Origin of the sequence: Micromonospora sp. NPDC005215 (assembly GCF_040607915.1) — a bacterium.
Lineage (GTDB): Bacteria > Actinomycetota > Actinomycetes > Mycobacteriales > Micromonosporaceae > Micromonospora.
The window spans coordinates 25554-48406 of record NZ_JBEXHQ010000057.1 but is presented as its reverse complement, the minus strand read 5'-3'; the positions used below and the strand labels follow the sequence as shown (position 1 = coordinate 48406).

The window sequence follows — 22853 nt, the reverse complement described above, 5'->3', positions numbered from 1 at the left end:
CGGGAGACGAAGCCCGGCCCGACGGCGCGGGAGACGAAGCCCGGCCCGACGGCGCGGGAGACGAAGCCCGGCCCGACGGCGCGGGAGACGAAGCCCGGCCCGACGGCGCGGGAGACGAAGCCAGGCGCGACGCCGGGCGGTAGGGGGTCCGGCGCGCCGCCGGACGACGCGCGCGGCCCGGAACCGGGAGCGACACCGCGCGCGACAGAACCGGCGCCGCTACGCGGGCTGGACGCGGCCGGCGGGCTCGCCGCGCTGCGCGGCCTGCTGGACCGGCCGCTGGCCTCCTACTACCTGCTGTTGTCCAGCGCCGGCCTGCTGCTGCTGATCGGGCTGACCATGGTCTTCTCGGCGACCAGCGTGAAGGACTACGCGGAGGACGGCAACGCCTCGGCCTCGGTGACCAAACAGGCGATCTTCGCGGTGATCGGCATCGGGGTCTTCTGGGCCTGCCAGCGCCTGCCCGCCAGCACCTACCGCTCGCTGGGTCGGCCGCTGCTGTTCACCGCGATCGCGCTGCTGCTGGTGCTCAACCTGCTGCTCGCGTACGCGCGCCTGACCCAGCAGGATTCCGCCCGGATCGGCCCGATCGAGGCGCGGCTGCTCTGGCTGTTCATCGGCGGGATCCAGGTGCAGCCCTCCGAGCTGGCCAAGTTCGCGCTCGTGCTCTGGGGCGCGCACCTGATCGCCCGCAAGGGCGCCGCGCTGGGCTGGTGGCGGGAGTTGGCCACCCCGCTCTTCCCGGTGATGGGCCTGCTCTTCGTGCTGGTCGGCTACAACGACGTGGGCACCATGCTCTGCCTGCTGGCCCTGGTGGTCGGTCTGCTCTGGGCCGCCGGCGTACGGATGCGGGTCTTCGGCGCCCTGACGGTTGTCGGTCTGCTCGGCGTCGGCCTGCTCATCGCGGTGGCCTCGCTGGGCGCCGGCTCCGGTGAGCGCGGCGCGGACAACTACCGCCTGGCGCGACTGACGCTCTTCCTCAACCCACCGCCGCCGAACGAGTGCGGAGACCCGTGTTACCAGGTCTACCAGGGTCGACTGGCCATCGAACACGGCGGCTGGTTCGGTGTCGGGCTGGGCAAGGGCAGCCTGAAGTGGGACTGGCTGCCCGAGGCGCACAACGACTTCATCTTCGCGATCATCGCCGAGGAGCTGGGCGTGATCGGGTGCGTCGTCATCCTCAGCCTGTTCGCGGTCCTCGCGTACACCGGGTTGCGGATCGCCCGGCGGGTCGACGATCCGTTCCGTCGGCTCGCCGCCGCCGCCGTGACCACCTGGCTGGTCAGCCAGGCTGTGATCAACATCGGTGGGGTGGTCGGGCTGCTGCCGATCACCGGCCTGCCGCTGCCGTTCATCTCCGACGGCGGAAGTGCCCTGGTCGTGACGTTGGCCGCGATCGGCATGCTGGCGTCCTTCGCCCGCGCCGAACCCGATGCGGCCAGAGCACTGCATGCCCGTCCGCCGGCCCGGTGGGTCCGACTACTCTGGGCCCCGTTGCCGCCGCTACCCGGCCGGCGCCGCCGACCGGCGACGCCGCCGGCTGGCCGAGGGTCAGTGCCCCGGTCCCGCGAGCGGCGCCACGACGATCAGGCCGCGCCGCGCGGGGTCCGCCAGGACCGCAGCCGTGGGGGCACGGCGAGCGAGAGGAGACGCTGATGGGTCCGCTGCGTTCGGTGGTGCTCGCGGGAGGTGGCACCGGGGGGCACGTCTACCCGCTGCTCGCCTTCGCCGACTGCCTGCGCCGACACGACCCGGGCGTCCGGATCACCTGCCTCGGCACACCGCGCGGTATGGAGAACGACCTGATCCCGCCGCACGGTTACGAGCTGCGGCAGATCCCGGCGTACCAACTGCCCCGGTCGGTCAACATGAACCTGGTCCGTACCCCGGGCCGGATGTGGACCGCGGCCCGCGCCGCGGGCAAGGTGATCGACGAGGTCAAGGCCGACGTGGTCGTCGGCTTCGGCGGGTACGTCTCGGTGCCGGCCTACCTTGCCGCCTGGCGCAGGGAGATGCCCATGGTGATCCACGAGGTGAACGTGCCACCGGGCGTGGCCAACCGGCTGGGCATGAAGTTCACAAAGAACATCGCCGTCGGCTTCCCCCACCAGCCGAGCCAGGCCGAGTCGCTGCGCGACGCCACAATCGTCGGGGTGCCGCTGCGCCGCAGCATCGCGGGGCTGGACCGGTACGCGCTGCGCAACGCCGCCCGCGCCCACTTCGGGCTCCGCCCGGACCTGCCGGTGCTCTTCGTCTCCGGTGGCTCGTCGGGCGCCCGCTCGATCAACCTGGCGGTTTCCGGGGCGGCCAAGGAGCTGGCCCGCAACGGCGTGCAGGTGCTGCACGTGATGGGCGCGCGCAACGAGCCGGTACCGATCCCCACCGACCTGCCGGTGCCGTACGTGACGTTGCCCTACCTGTCCGAGATGGAGCTGGGCTACGCCGCCGCCGACCTGATGCTGGCCCGGGGTGGCGCGATGACCGTCGCCGAGGTGGCCGCGATCGGGCTACCCACGATCTACGTGCCGTACCCGCACAGCAACCAGGAGCAGCGGCGCAACGCGCTGCCCGTGGTGGAGGCCGGCGGTGGGCTGCTTGTCGACGACGCGGAGCTGACACCGGACTGGTTGGAGCGCACCGTCATCCCCCTCATCCGCGACCCGCAGCGGTCGGCCGCGATGGGCGCCGCCGCGGCGGCGTACGGGCGGCGCGACGGTGACGAGGCGCTGCGCTCCTTCGTCATCGCGGCGGTGGCCCGATGACCGCGCAGTTCACCCCGGCCGGCACGCTCACCGCGGAGGACCTCGGGGCCGTCCACCTGATCGGGGTGGGTGGGGTGGGCATGCTCGGCGTGGCCCGGCTGCTGCTCACCCGCGGCATCCGGGTTTCCGGCAGCGACCTGCGGGAGTGGCCCTCGCTGGAGGGGCTGCGGGCGCTCGGCGGCACCATCCACCTCCGCCACGAGGCGAGCAACCTCGACGGCGTGGACACCGTCGTCTACTCGTCGGCCATTCCGCAGGACCACCTGGAGCTGGTCGAGGCGCGTCGGCGCGGCCTGCGGGTGCTGCACCGCTCGGAGGCCCTGGCCGCGGCGATGACCGGCCGTCGGGCGGTGGCGGTCGCCGGCACGCACGGCAAGACCACCACCACCTCGATGGTGACCATGGTGCTCCAGCAGGCCGGTGTGGACCCGTCCTTCGTGATCGGCGGGGAGATCTCCGAGGTCGGCTCGGGCGCCCACCACGGCACCGGCGAGCACTTCGTGGTCGAGGCGGACGAGAGTGACCGCTCGTTCCTCATCTACCGCCCGTACGTCTCGATCATCACCAACGTCGAGGCCGACCACCTGAACACCTACGGCGACTACGCGACGCTGGAGGCGGCGTTCGTGGAGTTCGCCCGCCTCACCGACCCGGACGGGTTCATCATCACCTGCGCCGACGACCCGGGCAGTCGGCGGCTGGCCGAGAGCCTGCGCGTCGAGGGGCGGCGGGTGTTCACCTACGGCGAGGCCGCCGACGCCGACCTGCGGTTGACCGAGATCGTCTCCTCCGCGCGTGGGGTGCGCTACCTGGCCGCGATCGACGGCCGGTCGCTTGGCGAGTTCCGCTTGCCGGTGCCGGGGCGGCACATGGGTCTGAACAGCGCCGCCGCCGTGCTGGCCGCGTACCTGCTGGATCTGCCGCTGGAGGCGGCCGAGGGCGCGCTGGCGGTCTTCCCCGGGGTGCGACGGCGCTTCGAGCGCAAGGGTGTCGCGGACGGCGTTCTGGTCTATGACGAATACGCGTACCACCCGACCTCGATGACCCTCGCCATGCAGACGTTGCGCGAGGTGGCCGGGGACGGACGGTTGATCGTCGTCTTCCAGCCGTACCGGCTGTACCGCACCCGCGACAACCAGGCGGAGATCGCCGAGGCGCTGGCCATCGCCGACGAGGTGGTGCTGCTGGAGGTCTTCGGGCCGGGCGAGCTGCGGCAGCCCGGCGAAGGCTCGGCGGCGCTGATCGCGGCGGTCGCGTTGCCCGCCGACCGCAAGGTCTTCGTCGACTCGTGGGAGGCGGCGCCGGTCGAGGTGGCCCGCCGGGCCCGTTCGGGGGACGTGGTGGTCACCATGGGCGCCCCGCCGATCTCGCTGATGGGTGACGAGTTGCTGGCCGCCCTGGGCGAGCGTACGGCCGGCCCGGCACCGACCGCGACCGTCGACCCGGCGGCCACGTCCCCGGTGATCGCTGATCCGGTGCGAGGTGGGACCACGACCGGCGGCGACGGAGCGGCTCTCGGTGGCACCGCCGCGCCCGGCGGCGCGGCGCCCCTGGCCGGATGAGTCCCGGTCCGGCCCGGGGGCGGACGAGCGCCGCCGACGGTGGTGCCCCGCGCCGCGGTCCGGCGCGGCGGTGGCAGCTGGTCCGGGCGGGCCGCGACGCGGTACCGCCCTCGACCCGCCGGTTCATGGCTCGTGCCCGGCAGCGTCGGATGCGTGCGGCGCTGCCGTGGGCGGTGGCGGCCGGAGTGCTCGCGTTGGCCGGGCTGGTCGCCTGGACGGTGCTCGGCACCGGGCTGTTCGGGGTCCGGGAGGTGCGGGTGGAGGGTGCCGGCCTGGTCAGCCCGGTGCAGGTGCACGACGCGGTCGGCGTGCCGGACGGGGTGCCGCTGGCCCGCGTGGACCTGGCCGCCGCCGCCCGCCGGGTCGGTGCGCTGCCGGCGGTGGAGCGGGCCACGGTCTCCCGGGACTGGCCCGGCGCGCTTGTGGTGCGGGTGACCGAGCGGACTCCGGTGGCGGTGGTGCCGCAGGGGGCGGCGTTCGCCCTGATCGACCGGAGCGGGGTGGCGTTCCGGACGGTGGACCGGCGTCCCGCCGATCTGCCGCAGGTGACGGTGGGCCATCCGGCCGCCGACGACCCGGGCACCCGGGCCGCGCTGGAGGTGCTCACCGCGCTGACTCCGCAGCTCCGCGCGGAGTTGGTGGACCTGCAGGTGGAGGGGTTGGCCCGGATCAGCCTGCGGTTGCGCGGGGATCGGACGGTGGTCTGGGGCGACGCGACCCGGGGCACGGACAAGGCCCGGGTGGCCACCGCCCTGCTTGATGAGGACGCCGCCCGGATCGACGTGAGCGCGCCAGACGTGGTGACCTTTCGCTGATCGGGGAGCGCCCGGGGAGGTGACCCGTCGCGCTCCGCTCGGCGACACGCCGTCCGGGTCCTTGGCTCATCGCGCGGTGGCGCTTACGTTGCCTCGAAGAGCTTCAGTGGTTGACATAACTGTAAGCCTCTAGTAGAGGGTTAGGGTTCATCCCTGATCCTCGCTGGTGACAGCTGTCGTCGGCCGCTGGTCTGGCCACGCCGTACCCGGTCGGCCGAAGCCAATCTCGAAGGAAAGGACCGGAGATGACACCTCCGCACAACTACCTGGCGGTCATCAAGGTCGTCGGCATCGGGGGTGGCGGCGTCAACGCCGTCAACCGGATGATCGAGGTTGGGCTCAAGGGCGTCGAGTTCATCGCGATCAACACCGATGCGCAGGCGCTGCTGATGAGCGACGCCGACGTCAAGCTCGACGTCGGCCGGGAGCTGACCCGTGGCCTGGGGGCCGGGGCCAACCCGGACGTCGGGAAGAACGCCGCCGAGGACCACCGCGACGAGATCGAGGAGGTGCTCAAGGGCGCCGACATGGTCTTCGTGACCTGCGGTGAGGGCGGCGGCACCGGCACCGGTGGCGCGCCCGTGGTGGCCAACATCTCCCGCAAGCTCGGCGCACTGACCATCGGCGTGGTGACCCGGCCGTTCTCCTTCGAGGGCAAGCGCCGCCAGGTGCAGGCCGAGACGGGAATAGACGAACTCCGCAACCAGTGCGACACGCTGATCGTCATCCCGAACGACCGGCTGCTGGCCCTGGGTGACCGCAACATCAGCATGATGGACGCGTTCCGCACCGCCGACCAGGTGCTGCTCTCGGGCGTGCAGGGCATCACCGACCTGATCACCACCCCGGGTCTGATCAACCTGGACTTCGCCGACGTCAAGAGCGTGATGAGCGGCGCCGGCAGCGCGTTGATGGGCATCGGCAGCGCCCGCGGCGAGAACCGCGCGGTCGAGGCGGCCGAGGCGGCCATCTCCAGCCCGCTGCTGGAGCAGAGCATGGACGGCGCGCGGGGCGTGCTGCTCTCCATCGCCGGCGGCTCCGACCTGGGCCTGTTCGAGATCAACGATGCCGCCCAGCTGGTCACCGACGCGGCCCACCCGGACGCCAACATCATCTTCGGCGCGGTCATCGACGACGCGCTCGGCGACGAGGTGCGGGTGACCGTCATCGCGGCGGGCTTCGACGGCGGCACTCCGGCGTACAAGGCGGCCGAGCCGACCCGCAAGACCAACACCAACCAGCCGGCGCCGCAGAGCACTCCGGTGCCGGCGCCGGTCAGCAACCCGGCACCAGCCCAGTCGCCGCGTCGCGTGCTGTTCGACGACGTGGACGTCCCCGACTTTCTCAAGAACGGGTCCTGAGCACCGCCGATGACCGACAGCTCAGCCACCGTACGACCGGACCGGCACGCCGAACTGGCGGCTGGCCTGGCCCAGATCCGGTCCCGCATCGCCGACGCCTGCGCGCAGGCCGGTCGGGACCGCGCCGAGGTCACGATGATCGCCGTGACGAAGACCCACCCGGCCAGCGACGTGGTGGCGCTGGCCGGGCTCGGGGTGACCGACATGGGGGAGAACCGCGACCAGGAGGCGGCCGGTAAGGCCGCCGAGGTGGCCGCGGCCGGGGTACGTCCCCGCTGGCACTTCATCGGTCAACTGCAACGCAACAAGGCCCGCTCGGTGGTTCGCTACGCCGACGCGGTGCACTCCGTGGACAGCGTCCGGCTGGCTCGGGCGTTGGCGACCGCGACCGCCGACCGGGAGGTGCCGCTGGACGCCATGGTCCAGGTGAGCATCGACGGCGACGCGGCCCGGGGCGGCGCGCTGCCCGGTTCGGCCGATCCGGGCGCCGGGTTGGAACCGGTGGCCGAGGCGATCGCCGACGCGTCGGGGTTGCGTCTGGTCGGTCTGATGGCGGTGGCTCCGCTGGGTTGGGAGCCGGACCGGGCCTTCGCCCGACTCGCGGAGGTTGCCAATGTGTTTCGGACGGTCCATCCGGGAGCGACCGGACTGTCCGCGGGAATGAGCGGAGATTTCGACATCGCGATCCGATACGGCGCGACACATGTCCGCGTCGGTAGCGCGTTGCTCGGAATGCGTCCCACGCTGCGGTAGCCTGACCGCGAGACAAGCAAATTACATCAGTGTTGTTTCAGGGGCGGCGTCTCCTGGTCGGGGTCGTGCACGCGACGCGAATCGCGTGCTGGGGGGATTGCGGTTCCGGTCCGATGGGCATGGTTGTCCACTCGCGACGGGCGACATGGCACGGGGGCGCGTGCCGCACGGCGGACGGAAGGGCGCGGGATGGGTGCACTGCGCAAGGCGGGGGTCTGGCTCGGTCTGGTCGAAGAAGACGACGAGCGGGCCTACGACGACGGTGGCTACGACAAGGGTGGCTACCGCGACTCGCGGTACCGGCAGAGCCGGTACGCCGAGGAGTTCGCCGACGAGGACGAGGACGACACCGAGGAGCCGCCGGCTCCCCGGCCGCGCGCCAGTGAGCGGGGTCGACTCTCCGAGCGGGCGAGCGGGCGGTTGAGCGAGTCCGAGCGTGGTGACGGCGAGCGTGCGGAACGGGTCGAGCGGTCCAGCGTACGGTCGATCACCCGGTCGTCGGCGGGCGAGACGTCCGGTGCGCTGACGTACCACACCCGGGACAATCTGGCCCTCGCGCCGCAGGTCACGTCGCGCGAGCGGGCACTGCCCGAGGAGGAGCAGCGGTACCAGATCACCACGCTGCACCCGACCACCTACCGGGAGGCGCGCACCATCGGTGAGCACTTCCGCGACGGCGTTCCGGTGATCATCAACCTCACCGAAATGGATGAGGCGGATGCCCGCCGTCTGGTTGACTTCGCGGCCGGGCTGGCGTTCGGCCTGCGCGGTACGATCGAGCGCGTGACCAATCGGGTGTTCCTGCTCTCACCGGCTAACGTCCAGGTCACCGCTGAGGACAAGGCCAAGATCGCTGAGGGCGGCTTTTTCAGTTTGAGTTGACCCCCGCCCGACCCGAGGGACGTCGCTGACCGTGTTGTCGATCTTACTGCAAGTGCTGTACCTGATCCTTTATGTCTTCCTGCTTCTTCTTCTGTCCCGGTTCGTGTTGAGCGCCGTCCTGCAGTACGGCCGGCGCTGGCAACCGGGCCGTGGCGCATCGGCAGGATTGGAATCCGTGTGGAGCGTCACTGATCCCCCTCTCAACGCGTTGAGGCGTGTGATCCCTCCGCTGCGAATTGGTACCGTGAGCATCGACCTGGCCTCCCTTGTGCTCCTGGTTATCCTGTTCGTGCTGATGGAGTTCGTGTTAGGGCCGTCGATCAGGGCATCTGCCTGATGACCGACGCGCTTTCGCGGCCGCAACTGACCCGAGGAGTTTCGATGCCGCTGACCCCGGCCGACGTCCACAACGTCGCCTTCAAAAAGCCGCCGATCGGCAAGCGGGGGTATGACGAGGAGGAGGTCGACGCCTTCCTGGACGAGGTCGAGCGCGAGCTCGCCCGTCTCATCGAGGAAAACAACGAGCTGCGCGCCCAGGTGGAGCGCGGCGGCCGTGGCGGTGCCCCCGCCGGCCCCGGCGGCGACGCCCGACTGGCGGCGGAGCTCAACGACGTCAAGGCCCAACTGGACCGGGTGCAGCGCGACAAGTCGGCGGCCGAGCAGGCTGCCCGCGCGATGCAGGCCGAGCTGGAGCAGGTCCGCGCCACCGGCGGTCCCGCGGTCACCGGTGACGGCGAGCAGCAGGCCCTGCGCGTGCTGATGATGGCCCAGCGCACCGCCGACGACCACGTGTCCGACGCGCGCCGCGAGGCCGACCAGCTGCTGTCCGAGGCCCGCGGTAAGGCCGAGGAGGTGACCCGCGAGGCTCGCGCGAAGGCCGACGCCCTGGAGCGGGACGCCCGCCAGCGGCACCAGGAGGCCATGGGCGGCCTGGACGCCAAGCGCACGGCCCTGCAGAAGCACATCGAGGAGCTCAAGCAGTTCGAGCGTGAGTACCGCACCCGGCTCAAGGCGTACCTGGAGAGCCAGCTGCGTGACCTCGATGGTCGTGGCCAGGGTCTGGAGGCCGAGATGACCCGCTCCGAGGCAGGCCGGGTCGCCGGCGGCAACGGGCTGGCCGCCGCTGGTCTCGCCGGTTCGTACGGCAGCGGGCGCTCCGGCGCCCTCGAAGCCGGACGCTGAGCGCCGGCCGGCGATCGCTCTCCGCCAATGGTGACGGTCGCCGGCCTTGTCTGGACGGTACGACGCGGCGGGGGTGAGCCGTGATAGTCGCAAGTCTCCTGCTCATCCTCGTCGCGGTGGTGCTCCTGGTGCTCGGCCTGGCCGGTGGCTCCAGCTTCATGTTGATCATCTCTATCGCGGCCAGTCTGCTGGCCGCCGTGGCGTTGGTGGTGGGTGCTCGCCAGGCAGCCGCCAACCGCGCGATGGCGGATCCCGGCCGGACCGGCCGGCGGCAACCCGACGCACCCCGCACGGCCAGCCAGGCCACGCCGGGTGTCGCGTACGGGCCGCCGCTGGTCGAGCCGGAGGTGCCGGTCCAGCATGTGCCCACGACGGTAGGTACCGGCGGCACCGGGTGGCGGCAACCACCCGCGCCGCCGGTCGACCACCCGGCACAGGCTGCTGACGCACTGCTCGACAATCCATCTCCGTTCGACGCGCGGGTCGGCGACGCATCTCCGTTCGACGCGCGGGTCGGCGACGCGCCGGGGTTCGACGCGCGGATCGACGACGCTGCCCCGTTCGACGAGGGGTCGCCGTTCGTGCCGTCGGCCGACGACGCGCCTCCTGCGGCCAGCCCGGTCAGCCCGGGCCCGTCGACCGACGACGATCTGAGCCACGGTGCCCCGGCCGCCGGCGAGCCGGCCGAGCAACTGGTCACCCCCTCCGAGGCCGCCCGGGTGGCGCGACTCACCGACGCCGTCGAGGTGGTGGACGGCCACCCCCGCTACCACCTCGCCAGCTGCCCACACCTCGTTGGCCGGGTGCCCGAGACGCTGCCGGTCGCCGAGGCCGCCGAGCTCGGTTTCACCCCGTGCGCGCACTGTGCGCCAGCAACCGTCCTGCTCGCCGACGCCCGGCCGATCTGAAGCGGCCCCGGTGCCCGCGCAGGACACGCTCACCGTGGCGGTACGCGTGAAGCCCAGCGCCTCGTCCGCCCGGGTGGGCGGTCGCTTCGACGGCCCACACGGGCCCGCCCTGGTGATCGCGGTGCACGAGCCGGCCGTCGACGGTCGGGCGACCGAGGCGGCTCGCCGGGCCCTGGCCGCTGCCCTGGGTGTCCGCCGGGCCGAGGTCGCCCTGCGCGCCGGCGCGGCCAGTCGGGACAAGCTCTTCCTCGTCGATCGGCCCAGCCCGGAGTTGTCCGAGGTGCTGGGCCGACTGCGCGACGGATCCGCCGAGTGAGGAACGCCCAGGCCAGGCAGCCGTGACGCCCGGGTTTGATATCGCGCTGCTGCTGGGAGCGGCCGTGCTGCTGGTCGCCGTCGGCGCGGTGCGACTCTCCACCCGGCTGGGTGTGCCCAGCCTCCTGGTCTATCTGGCGCTGGGCGTGGCGATCGGCGAGAGTGGCCTGGGCATCCACTTCGACGACGTCGAGTTGACCCGTACCCTCGGCTTCTGCGCGCTGATCGTGATCATCGCGGAGGGCGGTCTGACCGCCCGGTGGTCCACGCTGCGACCGGTGCTCGGGCTGGCGTCCGCGCTGTCCACTGTCGGCGTGGTCGTGAGCATCGTGGTGGTCGGCGTCGCCGTACACCTGCTGCTGGGGCTGGACTGGCGGTTGGCGCTGCTCTACGGCGCGGTGCTCTCGTCCACCGACGCGGCGGCCGTCTTCGCCACCCTGCGCCGGCTGCGGTTGCCGCCCCGCCTGGTGGCGACGCTGGAGGCCGAGTCGGGCATGAACGACGCCCCGGTGGTGCTGCTTGTGGTGCTGCTGTCGCACCAGGGTTGGTCGCACCCGTGGTGGTACGAGGTCGGGCTGGTCTGCTACGAGTTGGGCGTCGGTGCGGCGGTGGGCGTGGGCGCGGGCTTCGCCGGCACCTGGGCGCTGCGCCGGGCCGCGCTGCCCTCGGCGGGGCTCTACCCGATCGCCGCGGTGGGCATCACCGTGCTGGCGTACGCCGCGGGGGCGGTGCTGCACGCCTCGGGGTTCCTCGCCGTCTACGTGGCCGGGGTGCTGCTGGGCAACGCCCGGTTGTCCCACCGGCACGCGATCCTCGGCTTCGCGGATGGGCTGGCGTGGCTCGCCCAGATCGGGTTGTTCGTGCTGCTCGGGTTGCTGGCCTCGCCGGGCCGGTTGGACGCGGCGGTGTTGCCGGCGGTGGTCGCGGGGCTGGCCCTGGTGCTGCTGGCCCGCCCGCTGTCGGTGGCCGTCTCGGCGCTGCCGTTCCGGGTCGGCCTACGGGAACAGGCGTTCCTGTCCTGGGCCGGGCTGCGCGGGGCGGTGCCGATCGTGCTGGCGACCATTCCGCTCTCCGAGCGGGTGCCCGGGGCGGAGCGCCTCTTCGACGTGGTCTTCGTGCTGGTGGTGATCTTCACGCTGGTGCAGACCGGCACGCTGGGGCCGTTCGCCCGCCGGTTGCGGGTGACCGCGCCGGCGGAGGCCACCGAGATCCATCTGGAGACGGCGCCGCTGGAGCGGATGCGGGCGGACCTGCTTCAGCTGGAGGTGCCGCCGGGCTCACGGTTGGCGGGCGTGCACGTCGACGAGTTGCGGCTTCCGTTGGGCGCGTCGGTCACCCTGGTGCTGCGCGACGGGGTGGGTTTCGTGCCCACCCCGGGCACTCGGCTGAAGACCGGCGACAGTCTGCTGATCGTGGCGACGGCCGGGGTGCGCGACGCCGCCGAACGGCGGCTGCGGGCGGTCAGCCGGCGGGGTCGGCTGGCCCGATGGTTTGGCGAGTACGGGGATGAGGCGGTCGGTTGACCTGCTAGCGTTCCTTTTGCCCCAGTTGGGCAGGGCTAGGGGTAGTTGAGCGGTGCGACGGTGCGGCACGTTGTCGGACGCCTGTACGTTCCGTATTCTTGCCAACCTCCGGAGTGCGCGGCCATCGTCGCCGTGCGCCCCTTTTCGTACATCTAGGGGACGTCGTGGTTGACGCCCCCTGACCAGGTGCCGCGGACAACGCGGCTCCCCGGCCGAGGGAGCGACCCATGGCGAAGCCAGCCGATACCAGGACCGCCGGGCGCAAGCCGGTGGCCAAGGCCACCCGCAGCGCCGCGGAGACCGAGAAGATCCGGGCGGCGCTGGCGGCGCGGCGGGACGAGCTTCGCGCCGAGTACGATCAGACGCTGAGTGAGATCACCGAGCTGCAGCGCGATCGGCTGACCGACTCGGCCGGGGACGACCAGGCCGACACGGGCACCAAGACGCTCGAGCGGGAGCAGGAGATCTCTCTCGCCAACAGCATTCTGGAACGGATCACGCAGGTCGAGCGCGCTCTGGAGCGTCTCGACGAGGGTGGTTACGGCTGGTGCGAGCGGTGCGGCAACCCGATCCCGGTCGAGCGCCTCGCCGCCTTCCCGTCGGCCACCCAGTGTGTGACGTGCAAGCAGCTGGAGGAGCGGCGCTGAGGTCCGCTCCCCGGCGGCGATGAGACGGTGAGCGATCACCGCCGAGACACCTCGATGGGGAGCGCATGACCGCAGCACCGTCCGCCGAACCCGGCCGCACCGACCCGGGCGGCGACAAACGCCGGCCCCGGGCCGTCGCGATCCTCGCCGGAGTCGCCCTGGTGGCCCTGCTGGCCGACCTGGTCACCAAGCACCTCGCGCTGGCCGCGTTGACCGACCGGGAGCCGGTCCGGCTGCTCGGCGGGTCCGTCTACCTGAGCCTGACCCGCAACAGCGGTGCCGCCTGGAGCATCGGCGCGGACCACACCTGGATCTTCCCGCTGATCACCATCGGTGTGGTCGGCTGGATCGTCTGGATGGCTCTGCGGCTGCGCTCGCTGCCCTGGGCGATCTGCCTCGGCCTGGTGCTGGGCGGCGCGCTGGGCAACCTCGTCGATCGGATCTTCCGGGCCCCCGCGCCCTTCCACGGGCACGTGGTCGACATGATCAGCCTGTTCGACCCGTACGGCCAGGTCTGGCCGGTGTTCAACCTGGCCGACAGTTCACTGGTCTGCGGTGTGCTGCTGGCCATGCTGTTGGAGTTGACCGGCCGGCAGCGGGACGGCCGGCGCGCCGGTCGCGACGGCGCCCCGGTCGAGACGGACGCCCCCCAGGGCGCGGACCAGCGGGAGCGGGCATGACCTCCACGTTCGCCGCGGGCGGCGACCACCGTTCCCTCCCGGTCCCGGACGGCCTCGACGGCATGCGACTGGACCAGGCGGTGTCCCGGCTGTTCGGGCTCTCCCGTACCGCCGCCGCAGCCCTTGTCGACGCCGGGGACGCGCTTGTCGACGGCGTCTCCCGGGCCAACTCGCACAAGGTCAAGGCCGGTTCCTGGCTGGACGTCACGCTCCCCGCCCCGGTCGCGCCGCCGAGCGTGGTGCCGCAGGCGGTGCCCGGCCTGCGGGTGGTCTACGCCGACGACGACATCGTGGTGGTCGACAAGCCGGTGGGGGTGGCCGCGCATCCCAGCCCCGGGTGGACCGGCCCGACGGTGATCGGTGCCCTCGCCGCGATCGGGCACCGCATCTCCACAAGTGGCGCCGCCGAGCGGCAGGGCGTGGTGCACCGGCTCGACGTGGGCACCACCGGGATCATGGCGGTGGCCAAGAGCGAGCAGGCGTACACGGCGTTGAAGCGGGCCTTCAAGTACCGCGAGGTGGACAAGGGCTACCACGCGGTGGTGCAGGGTCACCTGGACCCGCTGCGCGGCACTGTCGACGCGCCGATCGACAGGCACCCCACCCACGACTACCGCTGGGCGGTGGTCTCCGGCGGTAAGCCGAGCATCACCCACTACGACACCCTGGAGGCGTTCCCGGCGGCCAGCCTGGTCGACGTCCGACTGGAGACCGGCCGGACCCACCAGATCCGGGTGCACTTCTCCACAATGCGGCACCCGTGCGTGGGTGACCTGACATACGGTGCCGACCCCACCCTCTCGGCCCGCCTCGGCCTGGCCCGACAGTGGCTGCACGCCCGCGAACTGAGCTTCCTGCACCCCCGAACGGGGGACGAGGTCCGGTTCGTCAGCGACTACCCTGACGACCTGGACCGCGCGCTCCAGATCCTGCGGGACTGAGCGGCGACCGCCCGACACCGATCCGACGAGGGGATCCCGCCCGTGCGCGCCGGCAACCTGCTGCGGCAGTTGGACCAACGGTTGCTGCCGCCGCTGACCCGGGCCGTGACCCGGCTGGGCGACCGGCCGACCCGGTCCGGGGTGCTCACCTGGGCGGCCGCGCTGTCCGCGGCGGCGGTGCTGGGCACCGCGCTTTGGGCCGCCGACGAGACTCCGCTCGGCGACCGGACGGTGGGCGAGGTGACCCGGGTCGGCGTCGTCGACGGCGACTCCGTGCCCGGCTACCTGCGGTCCGCCGCCGCCGACCTGGCCGCGCTGACCGAGTCTGCCCCGGCCGCCGGGGACGGGACCTACGCGCTTGTCACACTCGTCGCGTACCTGCCGCCGCAGCGTCTGGCGACGGTGCTCGGCGACGTTCCGGTCTCGACGGTGTTCGGGCGGGTTCCGCTGCCGGGGCGGCAGACCGAGATCGTCAAGATTCCCGCGCTGCGGGTGCCGGACGACGTGGTCGCCGGGATGGAGCAGGTGGCGGCCCGTAAGGAGACCGAAGCCGCCGACTACCGGGCCAGGGCCACCGCGGTCGACGGCGACGGTGCGAGCGAGCGGGAGTTGCGTGCGCGCTACGCCAGCGGCGCCGAGGTGGCGACCGCCGAGGCGGCCGCGTACCGCACCGGCTGCGCCTGCGTCTACGCGGCGGTGGTACGAGCGGCGCCGGGGGTGTTGCGGGGCATGGCGGCCCGGCCGGACGTGCGGGCGGTCGACCCCGCCCCCGAGGTGTACCGGCTGGACCGCACGGTCTTCACGCCGCCCCTGCCCGAGCAGCGTGACGTGGTGCGCCCGCCCGCCGACACCGGGCCGGGGCCCGAGCCGACTGTGGCCGAGCGGTCGGAGTCGGCACCGGGCACACCCGTGCCCTCGGCGTCGATGGGCGAATCGTCGGAACCCGCACCCGTCGTGACGATTCCGTTACCCGCACCGTCGTCGCCGGAGCCCGCCGAGCCGCCCCCGCCGAGCGTCTCCACCTCGCCGGACATCACCACCGCCGTCGAGCCGCCGACGCCCACGTCGTCGTGATCTGCGTCGGCTGGTGTGCGTTCTGAGGTGTGGTCCGAATAGGGTTTGCTTCGTAGCCTGTCAGACGAAGATCGATGGTGCTGGGAGGGCGGGCCGTGGAGGGCAGTGAGACCGGCTGGGGCCGGCCGGCCGAACCAGCGCCGCGGTGGCGCGCGTTGTTGGACCGCGCCCGGCTGGGCGGTCGCGGCGCGGAGCAGACCGAGCCGGAGCGGCGGGCCGACGAGGCGCCGCCGGACCCGCTGCCACGACGTGCGGCCCCGAACGGGTACACCGGGCGGGCATCCGCCGTCGGGCATCCGGCCGAGTTGTCGTACGGCGCAGATCCCGCCTACCGGGCCGAGGCGACGTACCGCGTCGACCCCGCCTATCGGGCGGAGCCCGGCTATGGGGCCGAGCCGGACTACCGGTCGGAGCCGGCGTACCGGACCGAGCCGGCCTATCGCGCGGAGCCGGAATACCGGGCCGAGCCGGCCTATCGCGCGGAGCCCGATTACCGCGCGGAGCCCGATTACCGGGCCGAGCCGGCGTATCGCGCCGAGCCGGATTACCGTGCCGAGCCTGACTACCGCGCCGAGCCTGGCTACCGCGCTGAGCCTGGCTACCGCGCCGAGCCGGCGTATCGCGCCGAGCCGGGCTACCGCGCCGAACCGGAATACCGCGTGGAGCCGGAATATCGTGCCGAGCCGGCGTACCGCGCCGAGCCGGGCTACCAGGCGGAACCGGGCTACCAGGCGGAACCGGCGTACCGGGCCGAGCCCGAGCCGCCGCCCCGCGCGCCCGACCCCGCCCAGTCCCGTTACGCGCTGCTTGACAACGGCTACCGGCAGGGTGACCCGCCGGTGGAGTCGCGGTACGCGCTGCTGGAGACCGGCTACCAGCCGGAGACCGGCTACCCGGCGGTCGCGCCGCCACCCCCACCGGTGGCACCCACACCTGCTCCGCCAGTCGTGCCGCCGCCCACCCCGTCCGTCGGCTCGGCGATCGCCGAACGCGCCTATCCGGCCCGGGTCGAGTGGCGCCAGCAGGGCGTCGACCCGGAGCAGGAGCGGGCCAACGGGGTGCTCCGCCGCGACCTGGGTACGCCCCGGGTGTTCGCCTTCGCCAATCCCAAGGGCGGGGTGCACAAGACCACCGCCACCGTGCTCGCCGCGGCCACCGTCGGCAGCGTGCGCGGGAAGGGCGTACTGGCCTGGGACGACAACGAGCTGCGCGGCACCCTCGGACTGCGCGCCGGCAGCGCCCGACACGCCCGGACGATCCGGCACCTGGTCAGCGACCTGGCCCAGATCGAGATCCTGGAGGACTCGACCCTGCTGGGTCGGCTGGACGACTACCTGCGGCACGCCTCCGACGGCTCGTACGACGTGCTGGCCGGCGAGGAGAGCCCCCGCTTCGCCCAGCGACTTGACCAGTTCACCGTCCGACGGGTGCTGGAGCTGCTGCGGCGTACCCACGAGGTGGTGTGCGTGGACACCGGCAACAACGTGGAGAGCCCCAACTGGCGCACGGTGATGCAGGCCGCGGATCAGCTGGTGGTCACCACCGTGCCCCGCGAGGACGCGGCGTTCAGCGCGGACTGGATGCTCGACCTGCTGCACGAGGAGGGCATGGGCGAGCTGGCGGACAACGCGATCACCCTCATCTCCTGCCCGACCCCGGGTCGCTCGCCCCTGCAGGACGACCTGGAGCGGCACTTCGCCACCCGCACCCGTGGGGTGGCAGTGGTGCCGTACGACCCGGCGCTGGAGACCGGGTCGTCGATCGAGTACCACCAGCTCCAGCCGGAGACCCGGCAGGCGTGGCTGCGCGCGGCGGCGATGATGGTGGAGCCGTTCGCCCGGTGAGCTGGTCTGCCGCCACCGGGGCCCCGGCCCCGTACCGGGCCTGAGAGGATCATCGGGTGAGCCCGGACAACCCCGACCGTGAGCGGCCCGTCGACGAGCCCGACCGATCCACGCCGCCCCGAGCGTCGGGCGCGACACCCTCGGTCGCCGAGCCGCCGTCGGTCGCCGAGCAGCCGTCAGCCGGCGAGCCGCCGTCAGTGGGCGGGCAGCCGTCAGTCGCCGAGCCGCCGTCAGTGGGCGAGCAGCTGCCTGTCGCCGGGCGGCCGTCAGCCGGCGGGCCGCCGTCAGTCGCCGGGCCGCCGTCAGTGGGCTGGCAGCTGCCTGTCGCCGAGCCGCCGTCGGTGGGCGAGCAGTCGGCTGGCTCTGGCCCTTCGGCGGCGTACCAGAGCTCGCTGGAGCTGAGCTTCGACGAGCCGCGCCGTCCGCTGCGCGCCGCGGTGACGGTGCTGGGCGCCGTGCTCGCCCTGGCCGTGCTGGGTGTGCCGTTCGGGCTGCTCTGGGCCGCGCTCGCGCCGGACACGCCGGTGGTCAAGACCGTCGAGGGGGCGATCTACGCCGACCCGCAACCGGAGCAGCCGATCGCCGCGGACGGGTGGTTCAGCCTGCTCGGGCTCGGCTTCGGGCTGCTTGTCGCGCTTGCCCTGTGGTTCGTGCTGCGGCGGCGGCGCGGTCCGGTGGGGCTGCTCGCCGCGGTGCTCGGCGCGTTGGTCGCCGCACCGGTGGCCTGGCAGGTGGGTCGACGCGTCGGCCTGGCCACCTTCGATCGGCTGCTGGCCACCGCCCCAGCCGGGCAGGCCTTCACCAAACCCGCGGACCTGCGGGCCGGTGGGGTCGACTGGCTGCTGGGCGTGCTGCCGGTGCCGCACGGCAACCTGCTGCTGCCGGCGTTCGGTGCCGCGATCATGTACACCCTGCTGGCCGGCTGGTCGCGGTGGCCGGGGCTGCGCCCGGAACCGGACCCGGCGGGGTTCAGTTGGGTGTCGGCGGGGACGCGAACTCCGTCAGCGGCACCGGAACCGCCCGCACCTGACGAAGCAGAGCCGCCTCGCGGTTGAGCAGCCGCAGCTCGGCGCGGAGCCGGGCGGCGGTGTCGTCGATGGCCAGCAGCCGCTGGCGGTCGTCGACGGTGAGCGCCGCGGTCGCGGCCACCAGGTGGGAGAGCACTGTCGGGTCCTCCGGCAGTTGCTCGGAGATCTCCTCCGGATCGGAGCGGATCAGGCCGAGGTACTGCCGGAACACCGCGATCACCCGGGCGGCCAGCAACTCGGCCACCTCGTCCGGCCCGGCCGGGTCGGGCAACCACTCCACGTCGGCGGTCAGGTAGGGCGCGGAGCTGTCGTCGACCTCGGCGATCCGGAAGCGACGCCGGCCGACGGTGACGATGTCGAAGCCCCCATCGGCCAGCTCGGTCACCTGGCGCAGCTCGGCGGTGCAGCCCACCTCGTGCAGGGTGACGTCGCCGGCGCTGGGCGTGGCGCGGGCGCCGGGACCGGCGGGCGCGACCTCCCAACCGGCCTGGATGGCCACCACGCCGAACTCACGCGGAGCGCCCTCGGGCAGGTTGACCAGGTGCCGCACCAGCGTCCGGTAGCGCTCCTCGAAGATGTGCAGCGGCAGCACCAACCCGGGAAAGAGCACTGTTGCGAGCGGGAACACCGGCAGCCGTGCGGTCACATGGTCGAGCCTAACCAATCTCGTCCCCGGAGGCGTGGCCCGGCTCACCGTCCCGGCGGACGGGCGGCTCGGGTGCGCTCCGCGCCGGCCGCCTAGACTCGCAAGGGTGCTGAATCGGATCGACCTGCGCAACGGTCTCGGTGACCCGCGCCGCCTGCTGCCCCGTGCCCAGCTCGACGTGTCGGTTGCCGTCGAGCGGATCCGCCCTCTGGTGGAGGCGGTGCGCGAGCATGGATACCCGGCGATCCGGGAGGCCAGCGAGCGGTTCGACGGCATCACCCCGGAGGTGCTGCGGGTGCCGGTCGAGGCGATCACCGAGGCCGAGGGGGTGCTCGACCCGGCCGTGCGCGCCGCGCTGCTGGAGTCCATCACCCGAGCCCGCAGGGTGCACGACGACCAGCGGCGCACCGACCACACGACGCAGGTGGTGCCCGGTGGCACTGTCACCGAGCGCTGGCTGCCGGTCGACCGGGTCGGCCTCTACGTGCCCGGCGGCCTGGCGATGTACCCGTCGACAGTGGTGATGAACGTCGTGCCCGCCCAGGCGGCCGGTGTGCGGTCGCTGGTGGTGGTCAGCCCGCCGCAGAAGGACAACGGCGGTCTGCCCGACCCCCGGGTGCTCGCCGCGTGCGCGCTGCTCGGCGTCGACGAGGTGTACGCCGTGGGCGGGGCCCAGGCGGTGGCGATGCTGGCGTACGGCGCGGCGGTCGACCCGTTGGGTGAGCTGCGCTGCGACCCGGTCGACCTGATCACCGGCCCCGGCAACATCTGGGTGACCGCCGCCAAGCGGCTGCTGCGCGGCGTGGTCGGCATCGACGCCGAGGCCGGGCCGACCGAGATCGCCATCCTGGCCGACGACACGGCCGATCCGGCGCACGTCGCCGCCGACCTGATCAGTCAGGCCGAGCACGACCCGCTCGCCGCGAGCGTGCTTGTCACGCCGTCGCTGACGCTTGTCGAGTCGGTCGAGCGGGAGTTGGCCCGGCAGGTGCCGGCGACCAAACACGCCGACCGGGTCACCACGGCGTTGACCGGCCAGCAGAGCGGCGTGGTCCTGGTCGACGATCTGGAGGCGGGGCTGCGGGTGGTCGACGCGTACGCGGCCGAGCACCTGGAGATCCAGACGGTCGACGCCCGGGAGTGGGCGCTGCGGGTCCGCAACGCCGGGGCGATCTTCGTGGGCGCCTGGTCGCCGGTGTCGCTCGGCGACTACTGCGCCGGGTCCAACCACGTGCTGCCCACCGGCGGCTGCGCCCGGCACTCGTCCGGTTTGTCGGTGCAGTCGTTCCTGCGTGGTGTGCACCTGATCGAGTACACCGAGACCGCGCTGCGTGAGGTGGCCCCCCACGTGGTCACCCTGGCCAACGTGGAGGACCTGCCGGCGCACGGCCAGGCGGTCCAGGCTCGTTTCCCGGGAGCGTCGACGTGAGCGGCCTGGCGGACCTGCCGATCCGCCACGACCTGCGGGGGCTGTCGCCGTACGGCGCGCCGCAGCTGGACGTGCCGGTGCGGCTCAACACCAACGAGAACTCGTACGCGGTGCCGGAGCCGGTGGTCGAGGCGATCGGCAAGGCGCTCGCTGCCGAGCTGCGCGAGTTGAACCGCTATCCGGACCGGGACGCGGTGGCGCTCCGCGCCGACCTGGCCGAATATCTCGGGCACGGGCTCACCGTCGAGCAGGTGTGGGCGGCCAACGGCTCGAACGAGATCCAGCAGCAGCTGTTGCAGGCGTTCGGTGGGCCGGGGCGCAGTGCCCTCGGCTTCGTTCCGGCGTACTCGATGCACCCGCTGCTGGCCCTCGGCACCGGCACCCGGTGGGTGCCCGCGCGGCGCGGCGTCGACTTCGGTCTGACCGTCGCCGAGGCGGTCGCCCAGGTCCGGGAGCACCGACCCGACGTCGTCTTCCTCTGCTCGCCGAACAACCCCACCGGCACGGCCCTGGACCCGGCGGTGATCGCCGGGGTGCTCGACGTCGCGCCGGGGATGGTGGTCGTCGACGAGGCGTACGCCGAGTTCGCCCGGCCCGGGACGGTCAGCGCCCTCACGGTGCTGCCCGGCCACCCCCGGTTGGTGGTCACCCGGACGATGAGCAAGGCGTTCGGCTTCGCCGGCGGGCGGCTGGGTTACCTGGCCGCCGACGCGGCGGTGGTGCAGGCGGTGCAGCTCGTTCGACTGCCGTATCATCTCTCCACGCTGACCCAGGCCGCCGCCCGTGCGGCGGTGACCCACCGCGACACCCTCCTCGGTACGGTGAGCGCGATCATGGTGCAGCGGGATCGGATCGTGGCGACGCTGCGCGAGCGTGGTTTGCGGGTCGCCGACAGCGACGCCAATTTCGTGCTCTTCGAGGTGGGCGGCGACCAGAGCACCGTCTGGCACGCCCTGCTGGCGCAGGGGGTGCTGGTCCGCGACGTCGGCCTGCCCGGCTGGCTGCGGGTGACCGCGGGCACCTCGGCCGAGACCGACGCCTTCCTTTCTGCGATGGAGACTGTGCGATGAGCCGGACGGCCCGGGTGGAGCGGATCACCAAGGAGACCAAGGTCCTCGTCGAGATCGACCTCGACGGCAACGGCGCCGCCGAGATCAGCACCGGGGTCGGCTTCTACGACCACATGCTGCACCAGATCGCCCGGCACGGCGGCTTCGACCTGACCGTACGCACCGTGGGTGACCTGGAGATCGACGCACACCACACCATCGAGGACACCGCCCTGGCCCTGGGCGCCGCGTTCGACCAGGCGCTGGGCGACAAGGCCGGCATCCGGCGGTACGGTTCGGCGACCGTACCGATGGACGAGGTGCTGGTCCGGGCCGCCGTGGACCTGTCCGGTCGGCCGTACGTGGTGCACGACGAGCCGGCGCTGGCCCCGTACATCGGGCCGGTCTACGCGACAAGCATGACCCGGCACATCTGGGAGTCCTTCGGTCAGGCGGCCCGGGTCACGTTGCACGTCGACGTGCTGCGGGCGGCCCGGCCGGGCGGTCACCCGGACGCGCACCACGTGGTGGAGGCCCAGTTCAAGGCGGTCTCCCGGGCGTTGCGCGAGGCCACCGCGATCGACCCCCGGGCGGCGGGCGCGATCCCGAGCACGAAGGGCGCGCTCTGATGGGCGCCGCGTTGCCGACGTTGCTGCTGGTCCTGGCCGGGGTGCTGGTCGGCGGCACCTGGTCGCTGTACCGCCAGGGCGCGGCGAAGAGCGCGGTGGTCGTCACCGCGCTGCTCGCGGTGCTCGCCACGATCGGCGGGGTGCTGTGGCTGCTGCCGGGAGGCGACGCGTGAGCGCCGTGGTGGTGCTCGACTACGGCTCGGGCAACCTGCGCTCGGCGGAGCGGGCGCTGGTCGCCGCCGGCGCGGACGTCCGGGTGACCGACGACCTGGCCGCCGCGGCCGCCGCCGATGGTCTGGTGGTGCCGGGGGTGGGCGCGTACGCCGCGTGCATGGCCGGGCTCGAGGCGCTCGGCGCTGGTCCGGTGATCGCCGAGCGGGTGGCCGCCGGCCGGCCGGTGCTCGGCATCTGCGTGGGCATGCAGGTTCTCTTCGAGCACGGCGACGAGCACGGCGTGGTGACCAAGGGGCTGGGGTTGCTGCCCGGCGGGGTGACCCGACTGGCCGCCACCAGGCTGCCGCACATGGGCTGGAACACCGTCCGGGCACCTGCGGGGTCGGTGCTCTTCGCGGGGCTGTCGGAGCAGGACCGGTTCTACTTCGTCCACTCGTACGCGATGGGCGATCCGGCGGCGTTGGCCGCCGCCGGCGCCGTGGTGACCACCGCGCGGCACGACACGGATTTCGTCGCCGCGGTGGAGCGGGGTCCGCTCTCGGCGGCCCAGTTCCATCCGGAGAAGTCCGCCGACACCGGTGCCGCGCTGCTGCGCAACTGGCTCGCCACGCTGCCCACCGGTGGCTGAGCGTCGGTGCCCGACGCCTGA

General features: G+C 72.9%; 23 protein-coding genes and 2 pseudogenes. 24 read left to right on the top strand and 1 reads right to left on the bottom strand.

Going from position 1 to position 22853, the window contains the following annotated elements:
- The first annotated feature begins 228 nt into the window (after positions 1 to 228).
- From ABZU25_RS30080 to ABZU25_RS29990, 19 genes and pseudogenes are all read left to right on the top strand, one after another.
- Positions 229 to 1656 (top strand): putative peptidoglycan glycosyltransferase FtsW, encoded by a 1428-nt coding sequence (locus ABZU25_RS30080; protein WP_355032737.1) that lies wholly within the window; start codon positions 229 to 231, stop codon positions 1654 to 1656.
- Entirely contained in the window at positions 1656 to 2762 is a 1107-nt protein-coding gene (gene murG, locus ABZU25_RS30075; RefSeq protein WP_355032733.1) for an undecaprenyldiphospho-muramoylpentapeptide beta-N-acetylglucosaminyltransferase, read from the top strand. Before ABZU25_RS30080 ends, murG begins: the two co-directional genes overlap by 1 nt.
- A complete protein-coding gene (gene murC / locus ABZU25_RS30070; RefSeq protein ID WP_355032732.1) occupies positions 2759 to 4324 on the top strand; it encodes a UDP-N-acetylmuramate--L-alanine ligase in 1566 nt (521 codons plus the stop codon). Before murG ends, murC begins: the two co-directional genes overlap by 4 nt.
- Positions 4321 to 5139: an FtsQ-type POTRA domain-containing protein gene (locus ABZU25_RS30065; protein ID WP_355032731.1), complete on the top strand. Its 819-nt coding sequence runs from the start codon at positions 4321 to 4323 to the stop codon at positions 5137 to 5139. Before murC ends, ABZU25_RS30065 begins: the two co-directional genes overlap by 4 nt.
- A 245-nt stretch (positions 5140 to 5384) precedes the next feature.
- Positions 5385 to 6500 (top strand): cell division protein FtsZ, encoded by a 1116-nt coding sequence (gene ftsZ, locus ABZU25_RS30060; RefSeq protein WP_355032730.1) that lies wholly within the window; start codon positions 5385 to 5387, stop codon positions 6498 to 6500.
- 9 nt (positions 6501 to 6509) lie between these two features.
- Entirely contained in the window at positions 6510 to 7253 is a 744-nt protein-coding gene (locus ABZU25_RS30055) for a YggS family pyridoxal phosphate-dependent enzyme (protein ID WP_355032729.1), read from the top strand.
- Between the two features lie 189 nt (positions 7254 to 7442).
- Positions 7443 to 8135 (top strand): cell division protein SepF, encoded by a 693-nt coding sequence (locus ABZU25_RS30050; RefSeq protein ID WP_355032728.1) that lies wholly within the window; start codon positions 7443 to 7445, stop codon positions 8133 to 8135.
- A gap of 31 nt (positions 8136 to 8166) precedes the next feature.
- Complete coding sequence (locus tag ABZU25_RS30045; RefSeq protein ID WP_030334503.1) at positions 8167 to 8472, top strand: YggT family protein; 306 nt, start codon at positions 8167 to 8169, stop codon at positions 8470 to 8472.
- A 44-nt stretch (positions 8473 to 8516) separates the two neighbouring features.
- A complete protein-coding gene (locus ABZU25_RS30040) occupies positions 8517 to 9317 on the top strand; it encodes a DivIVA domain-containing protein (protein ID WP_355032727.1) in 801 nt (266 codons plus the stop codon).
- An 80-nt stretch (positions 9318 to 9397) separates the two neighbouring features.
- Positions 9398 to 9742 (top strand): annotated as a pseudogene (locus tag ABZU25_RS30035) (hypothetical protein); the annotation flags it as partial.
- Between the two features lie 252 nt (positions 9743 to 9994).
- Positions 9995 to 10225: pseudogene (locus ABZU25_RS30030) on the top strand (hypothetical protein); the annotation flags it as partial.
- A gap of 10 nt (positions 10226 to 10235) precedes the next feature.
- Positions 10236 to 10541 carry a DUF167 domain-containing protein gene (locus ABZU25_RS30025; RefSeq protein WP_355032726.1) on the top strand — a complete coding sequence of 102 codons (306 nt, stop codon included), beginning with the start codon at positions 10236 to 10238 and terminating at the stop codon, positions 10539 to 10541.
- Between the two features lie 22 nt (positions 10542 to 10563).
- Positions 10564 to 12063, top strand: coding sequence for a potassium/proton antiporter (locus ABZU25_RS30020; RefSeq protein ID WP_355032725.1), 1500 nt, complete (start codon positions 10564 to 10566; stop codon positions 12061 to 12063).
- Between the two features lie 227 nt (positions 12064 to 12290).
- Positions 12291 to 12710, top strand: coding sequence for a TraR/DksA C4-type zinc finger protein (locus tag ABZU25_RS30015; protein WP_088988421.1), 420 nt, complete (start codon positions 12291 to 12293; stop codon positions 12708 to 12710).
- 65 nt (positions 12711 to 12775) lie between these two features.
- Positions 12776 to 13390, top strand: a complete 615-nt coding sequence (gene lspA, locus ABZU25_RS30010) for a signal peptidase II (RefSeq protein ID WP_355032724.1) — start codon at positions 12776 to 12778, stop codon at positions 13388 to 13390.
- Positions 13387 to 14331 carry an RluA family pseudouridine synthase gene (locus tag ABZU25_RS30005; protein WP_355032723.1) on the top strand — a complete coding sequence of 315 codons (945 nt, stop codon included), beginning with the start codon at positions 13387 to 13389 and terminating at the stop codon, positions 14329 to 14331. Before lspA ends, ABZU25_RS30005 begins: the two co-directional genes overlap by 4 nt.
- Before the next feature lie 42 nt (positions 14332 to 14373).
- On the top strand, positions 14374 to 15405 hold the full coding sequence (locus tag ABZU25_RS30000; protein ID WP_355032722.1) for a hypothetical protein: 1032 nt from the start codon (positions 14374 to 14376) through the stop codon (positions 15403 to 15405).
- Positions 15406 to 15500: 95 nt separating this feature from the next.
- Entirely contained in the window at positions 15501 to 17249 is a 1749-nt protein-coding gene (locus ABZU25_RS29995) for an ATPase (protein WP_355032721.1), read from the top strand.
- Positions 17250 to 17305: 56 nt separating this feature from the next.
- The gene (locus ABZU25_RS29990) at positions 17306 to 18304 is read left to right on the top strand and encodes a DUF2567 domain-containing protein (RefSeq protein WP_355032720.1); all 999 of its coding nucleotides are present in this window, start codon (positions 17306 to 17308) and stop codon (positions 18302 to 18304) included.
- Here the strand turns inward: ABZU25_RS29990 and ABZU25_RS29985 are convergent.
- Positions 18219 to 18923 (bottom strand): LON peptidase substrate-binding domain-containing protein, encoded by a 705-nt coding sequence (locus ABZU25_RS29985; RefSeq protein ID WP_355032719.1) that lies wholly within the window; start codon positions 18921 to 18923, stop codon positions 18219 to 18221. The genes ABZU25_RS29990 and ABZU25_RS29985 overlap by 86 nt on opposite strands.
- 106 nt (positions 18924 to 19029) lie before the next feature.
- Here ABZU25_RS29985 and hisD point away from each other — a divergent pair, with 106 nt between their 5' ends.
- The 5 genes from hisD to hisH are packed head-to-tail and all read left to right on the top strand — an operon-like array spanning position 19030 to position 22832.
- A complete protein-coding gene (gene hisD, locus ABZU25_RS29980) occupies positions 19030 to 20352 on the top strand; it encodes a histidinol dehydrogenase (RefSeq protein ID WP_355032718.1) in 1323 nt (440 codons plus the stop codon).
- The gene (locus ABZU25_RS29975; protein WP_355032717.1) at positions 20349 to 21422 is read left to right on the top strand and encodes a histidinol-phosphate transaminase; all 1074 of its coding nucleotides are present in this window, start codon (positions 20349 to 20351) and stop codon (positions 21420 to 21422) included. The genes hisD and ABZU25_RS29975 overlap by 4 nt, the downstream gene beginning before the upstream one ends.
- On the top strand, positions 21419 to 22030 hold the full coding sequence (gene hisB / locus ABZU25_RS29970; protein ID WP_355032716.1) for an imidazoleglycerol-phosphate dehydratase HisB: 612 nt from the start codon (positions 21419 to 21421) through the stop codon (positions 22028 to 22030). Before ABZU25_RS29975 ends, hisB begins: the two co-directional genes overlap by 4 nt.
- Positions 22030 to 22203 carry a hypothetical protein gene (locus tag ABZU25_RS29965; RefSeq protein WP_355032715.1) on the top strand — a complete coding sequence of 58 codons (174 nt, stop codon included), beginning with the start codon at positions 22030 to 22032 and terminating at the stop codon, positions 22201 to 22203. The genes hisB and ABZU25_RS29965 overlap by 1 nt, the downstream gene beginning before the upstream one ends.
- Positions 22200 to 22832 carry an imidazole glycerol phosphate synthase subunit HisH gene (hisH, locus tag ABZU25_RS29960; protein ID WP_355032714.1) on the top strand — a complete coding sequence of 211 codons (633 nt, stop codon included), beginning with the start codon at positions 22200 to 22202 and terminating at the stop codon, positions 22830 to 22832. Before ABZU25_RS29965 ends, hisH begins: the two co-directional genes overlap by 4 nt.
- Positions 22833 to 22853 lie beyond the last annotated feature (21 nt).

Bases quoted from the DNA above. Each gene is read 5' to 3' on its own strand.
- murG (WP_355032733.1), top strand. From the start codon at position 1,656: ATGGGTCCGCTGCGTTCGGTGGTGCTCGCGGGAGGTGGCACCGGGGGG.
- murC (WP_355032732.1), top strand. From the start codon at position 2,759: ATGACCGCGCAGTTCACCCCGGCCGGCACGCTCACCGCGGAGGACCTC.
- ABZU25_RS30065 (WP_355032731.1), top strand. From the start codon at position 4,321: ATGAGTCCCGGTCCGGCCCGGGGGCGGACGAGCGCCGCCGACGGTGGT.
- ftsZ (WP_355032730.1), top strand. From the start codon at position 5,385: ATGACACCTCCGCACAACTACCTGGCGGTCATCAAGGTCGTCGGCATC.
- ABZU25_RS30055 (WP_355032729.1), top strand. From the start codon at position 6,510: ATGACCGACAGCTCAGCCACCGTACGACCGGACCGGCACGCCGAACTG.
- ABZU25_RS30050 (WP_355032728.1), top strand. From the start codon at position 7,443: ATGGGTGCACTGCGCAAGGCGGGGGTCTGGCTCGGTCTGGTCGAAGAA.
- ABZU25_RS30040 (WP_355032727.1), top strand. From the start codon at position 8,517: ATGCCGCTGACCCCGGCCGACGTCCACAACGTCGCCTTCAAAAAGCCG.
- ABZU25_RS30015 (WP_088988421.1), top strand. From the start codon at position 12,291: ATGGCGAAGCCAGCCGATACCAGGACCGCCGGGCGCAAGCCGGTGGCC.
- lspA (WP_355032724.1), top strand. From the start codon at position 12,776: ATGACCGCAGCACCGTCCGCCGAACCCGGCCGCACCGACCCGGGCGGC.
- ABZU25_RS30005 (WP_355032723.1), top strand. From the start codon at position 13,387: ATGACCTCCACGTTCGCCGCGGGCGGCGACCACCGTTCCCTCCCGGTC.
- hisB (WP_355032716.1), top strand. From the start codon at position 21,419: ATGAGCCGGACGGCCCGGGTGGAGCGGATCACCAAGGAGACCAAGGTC.
- ABZU25_RS29965 (WP_355032715.1), top strand. From the start codon at position 22,030: ATGGGCGCCGCGTTGCCGACGTTGCTGCTGGTCCTGGCCGGGGTGCTG.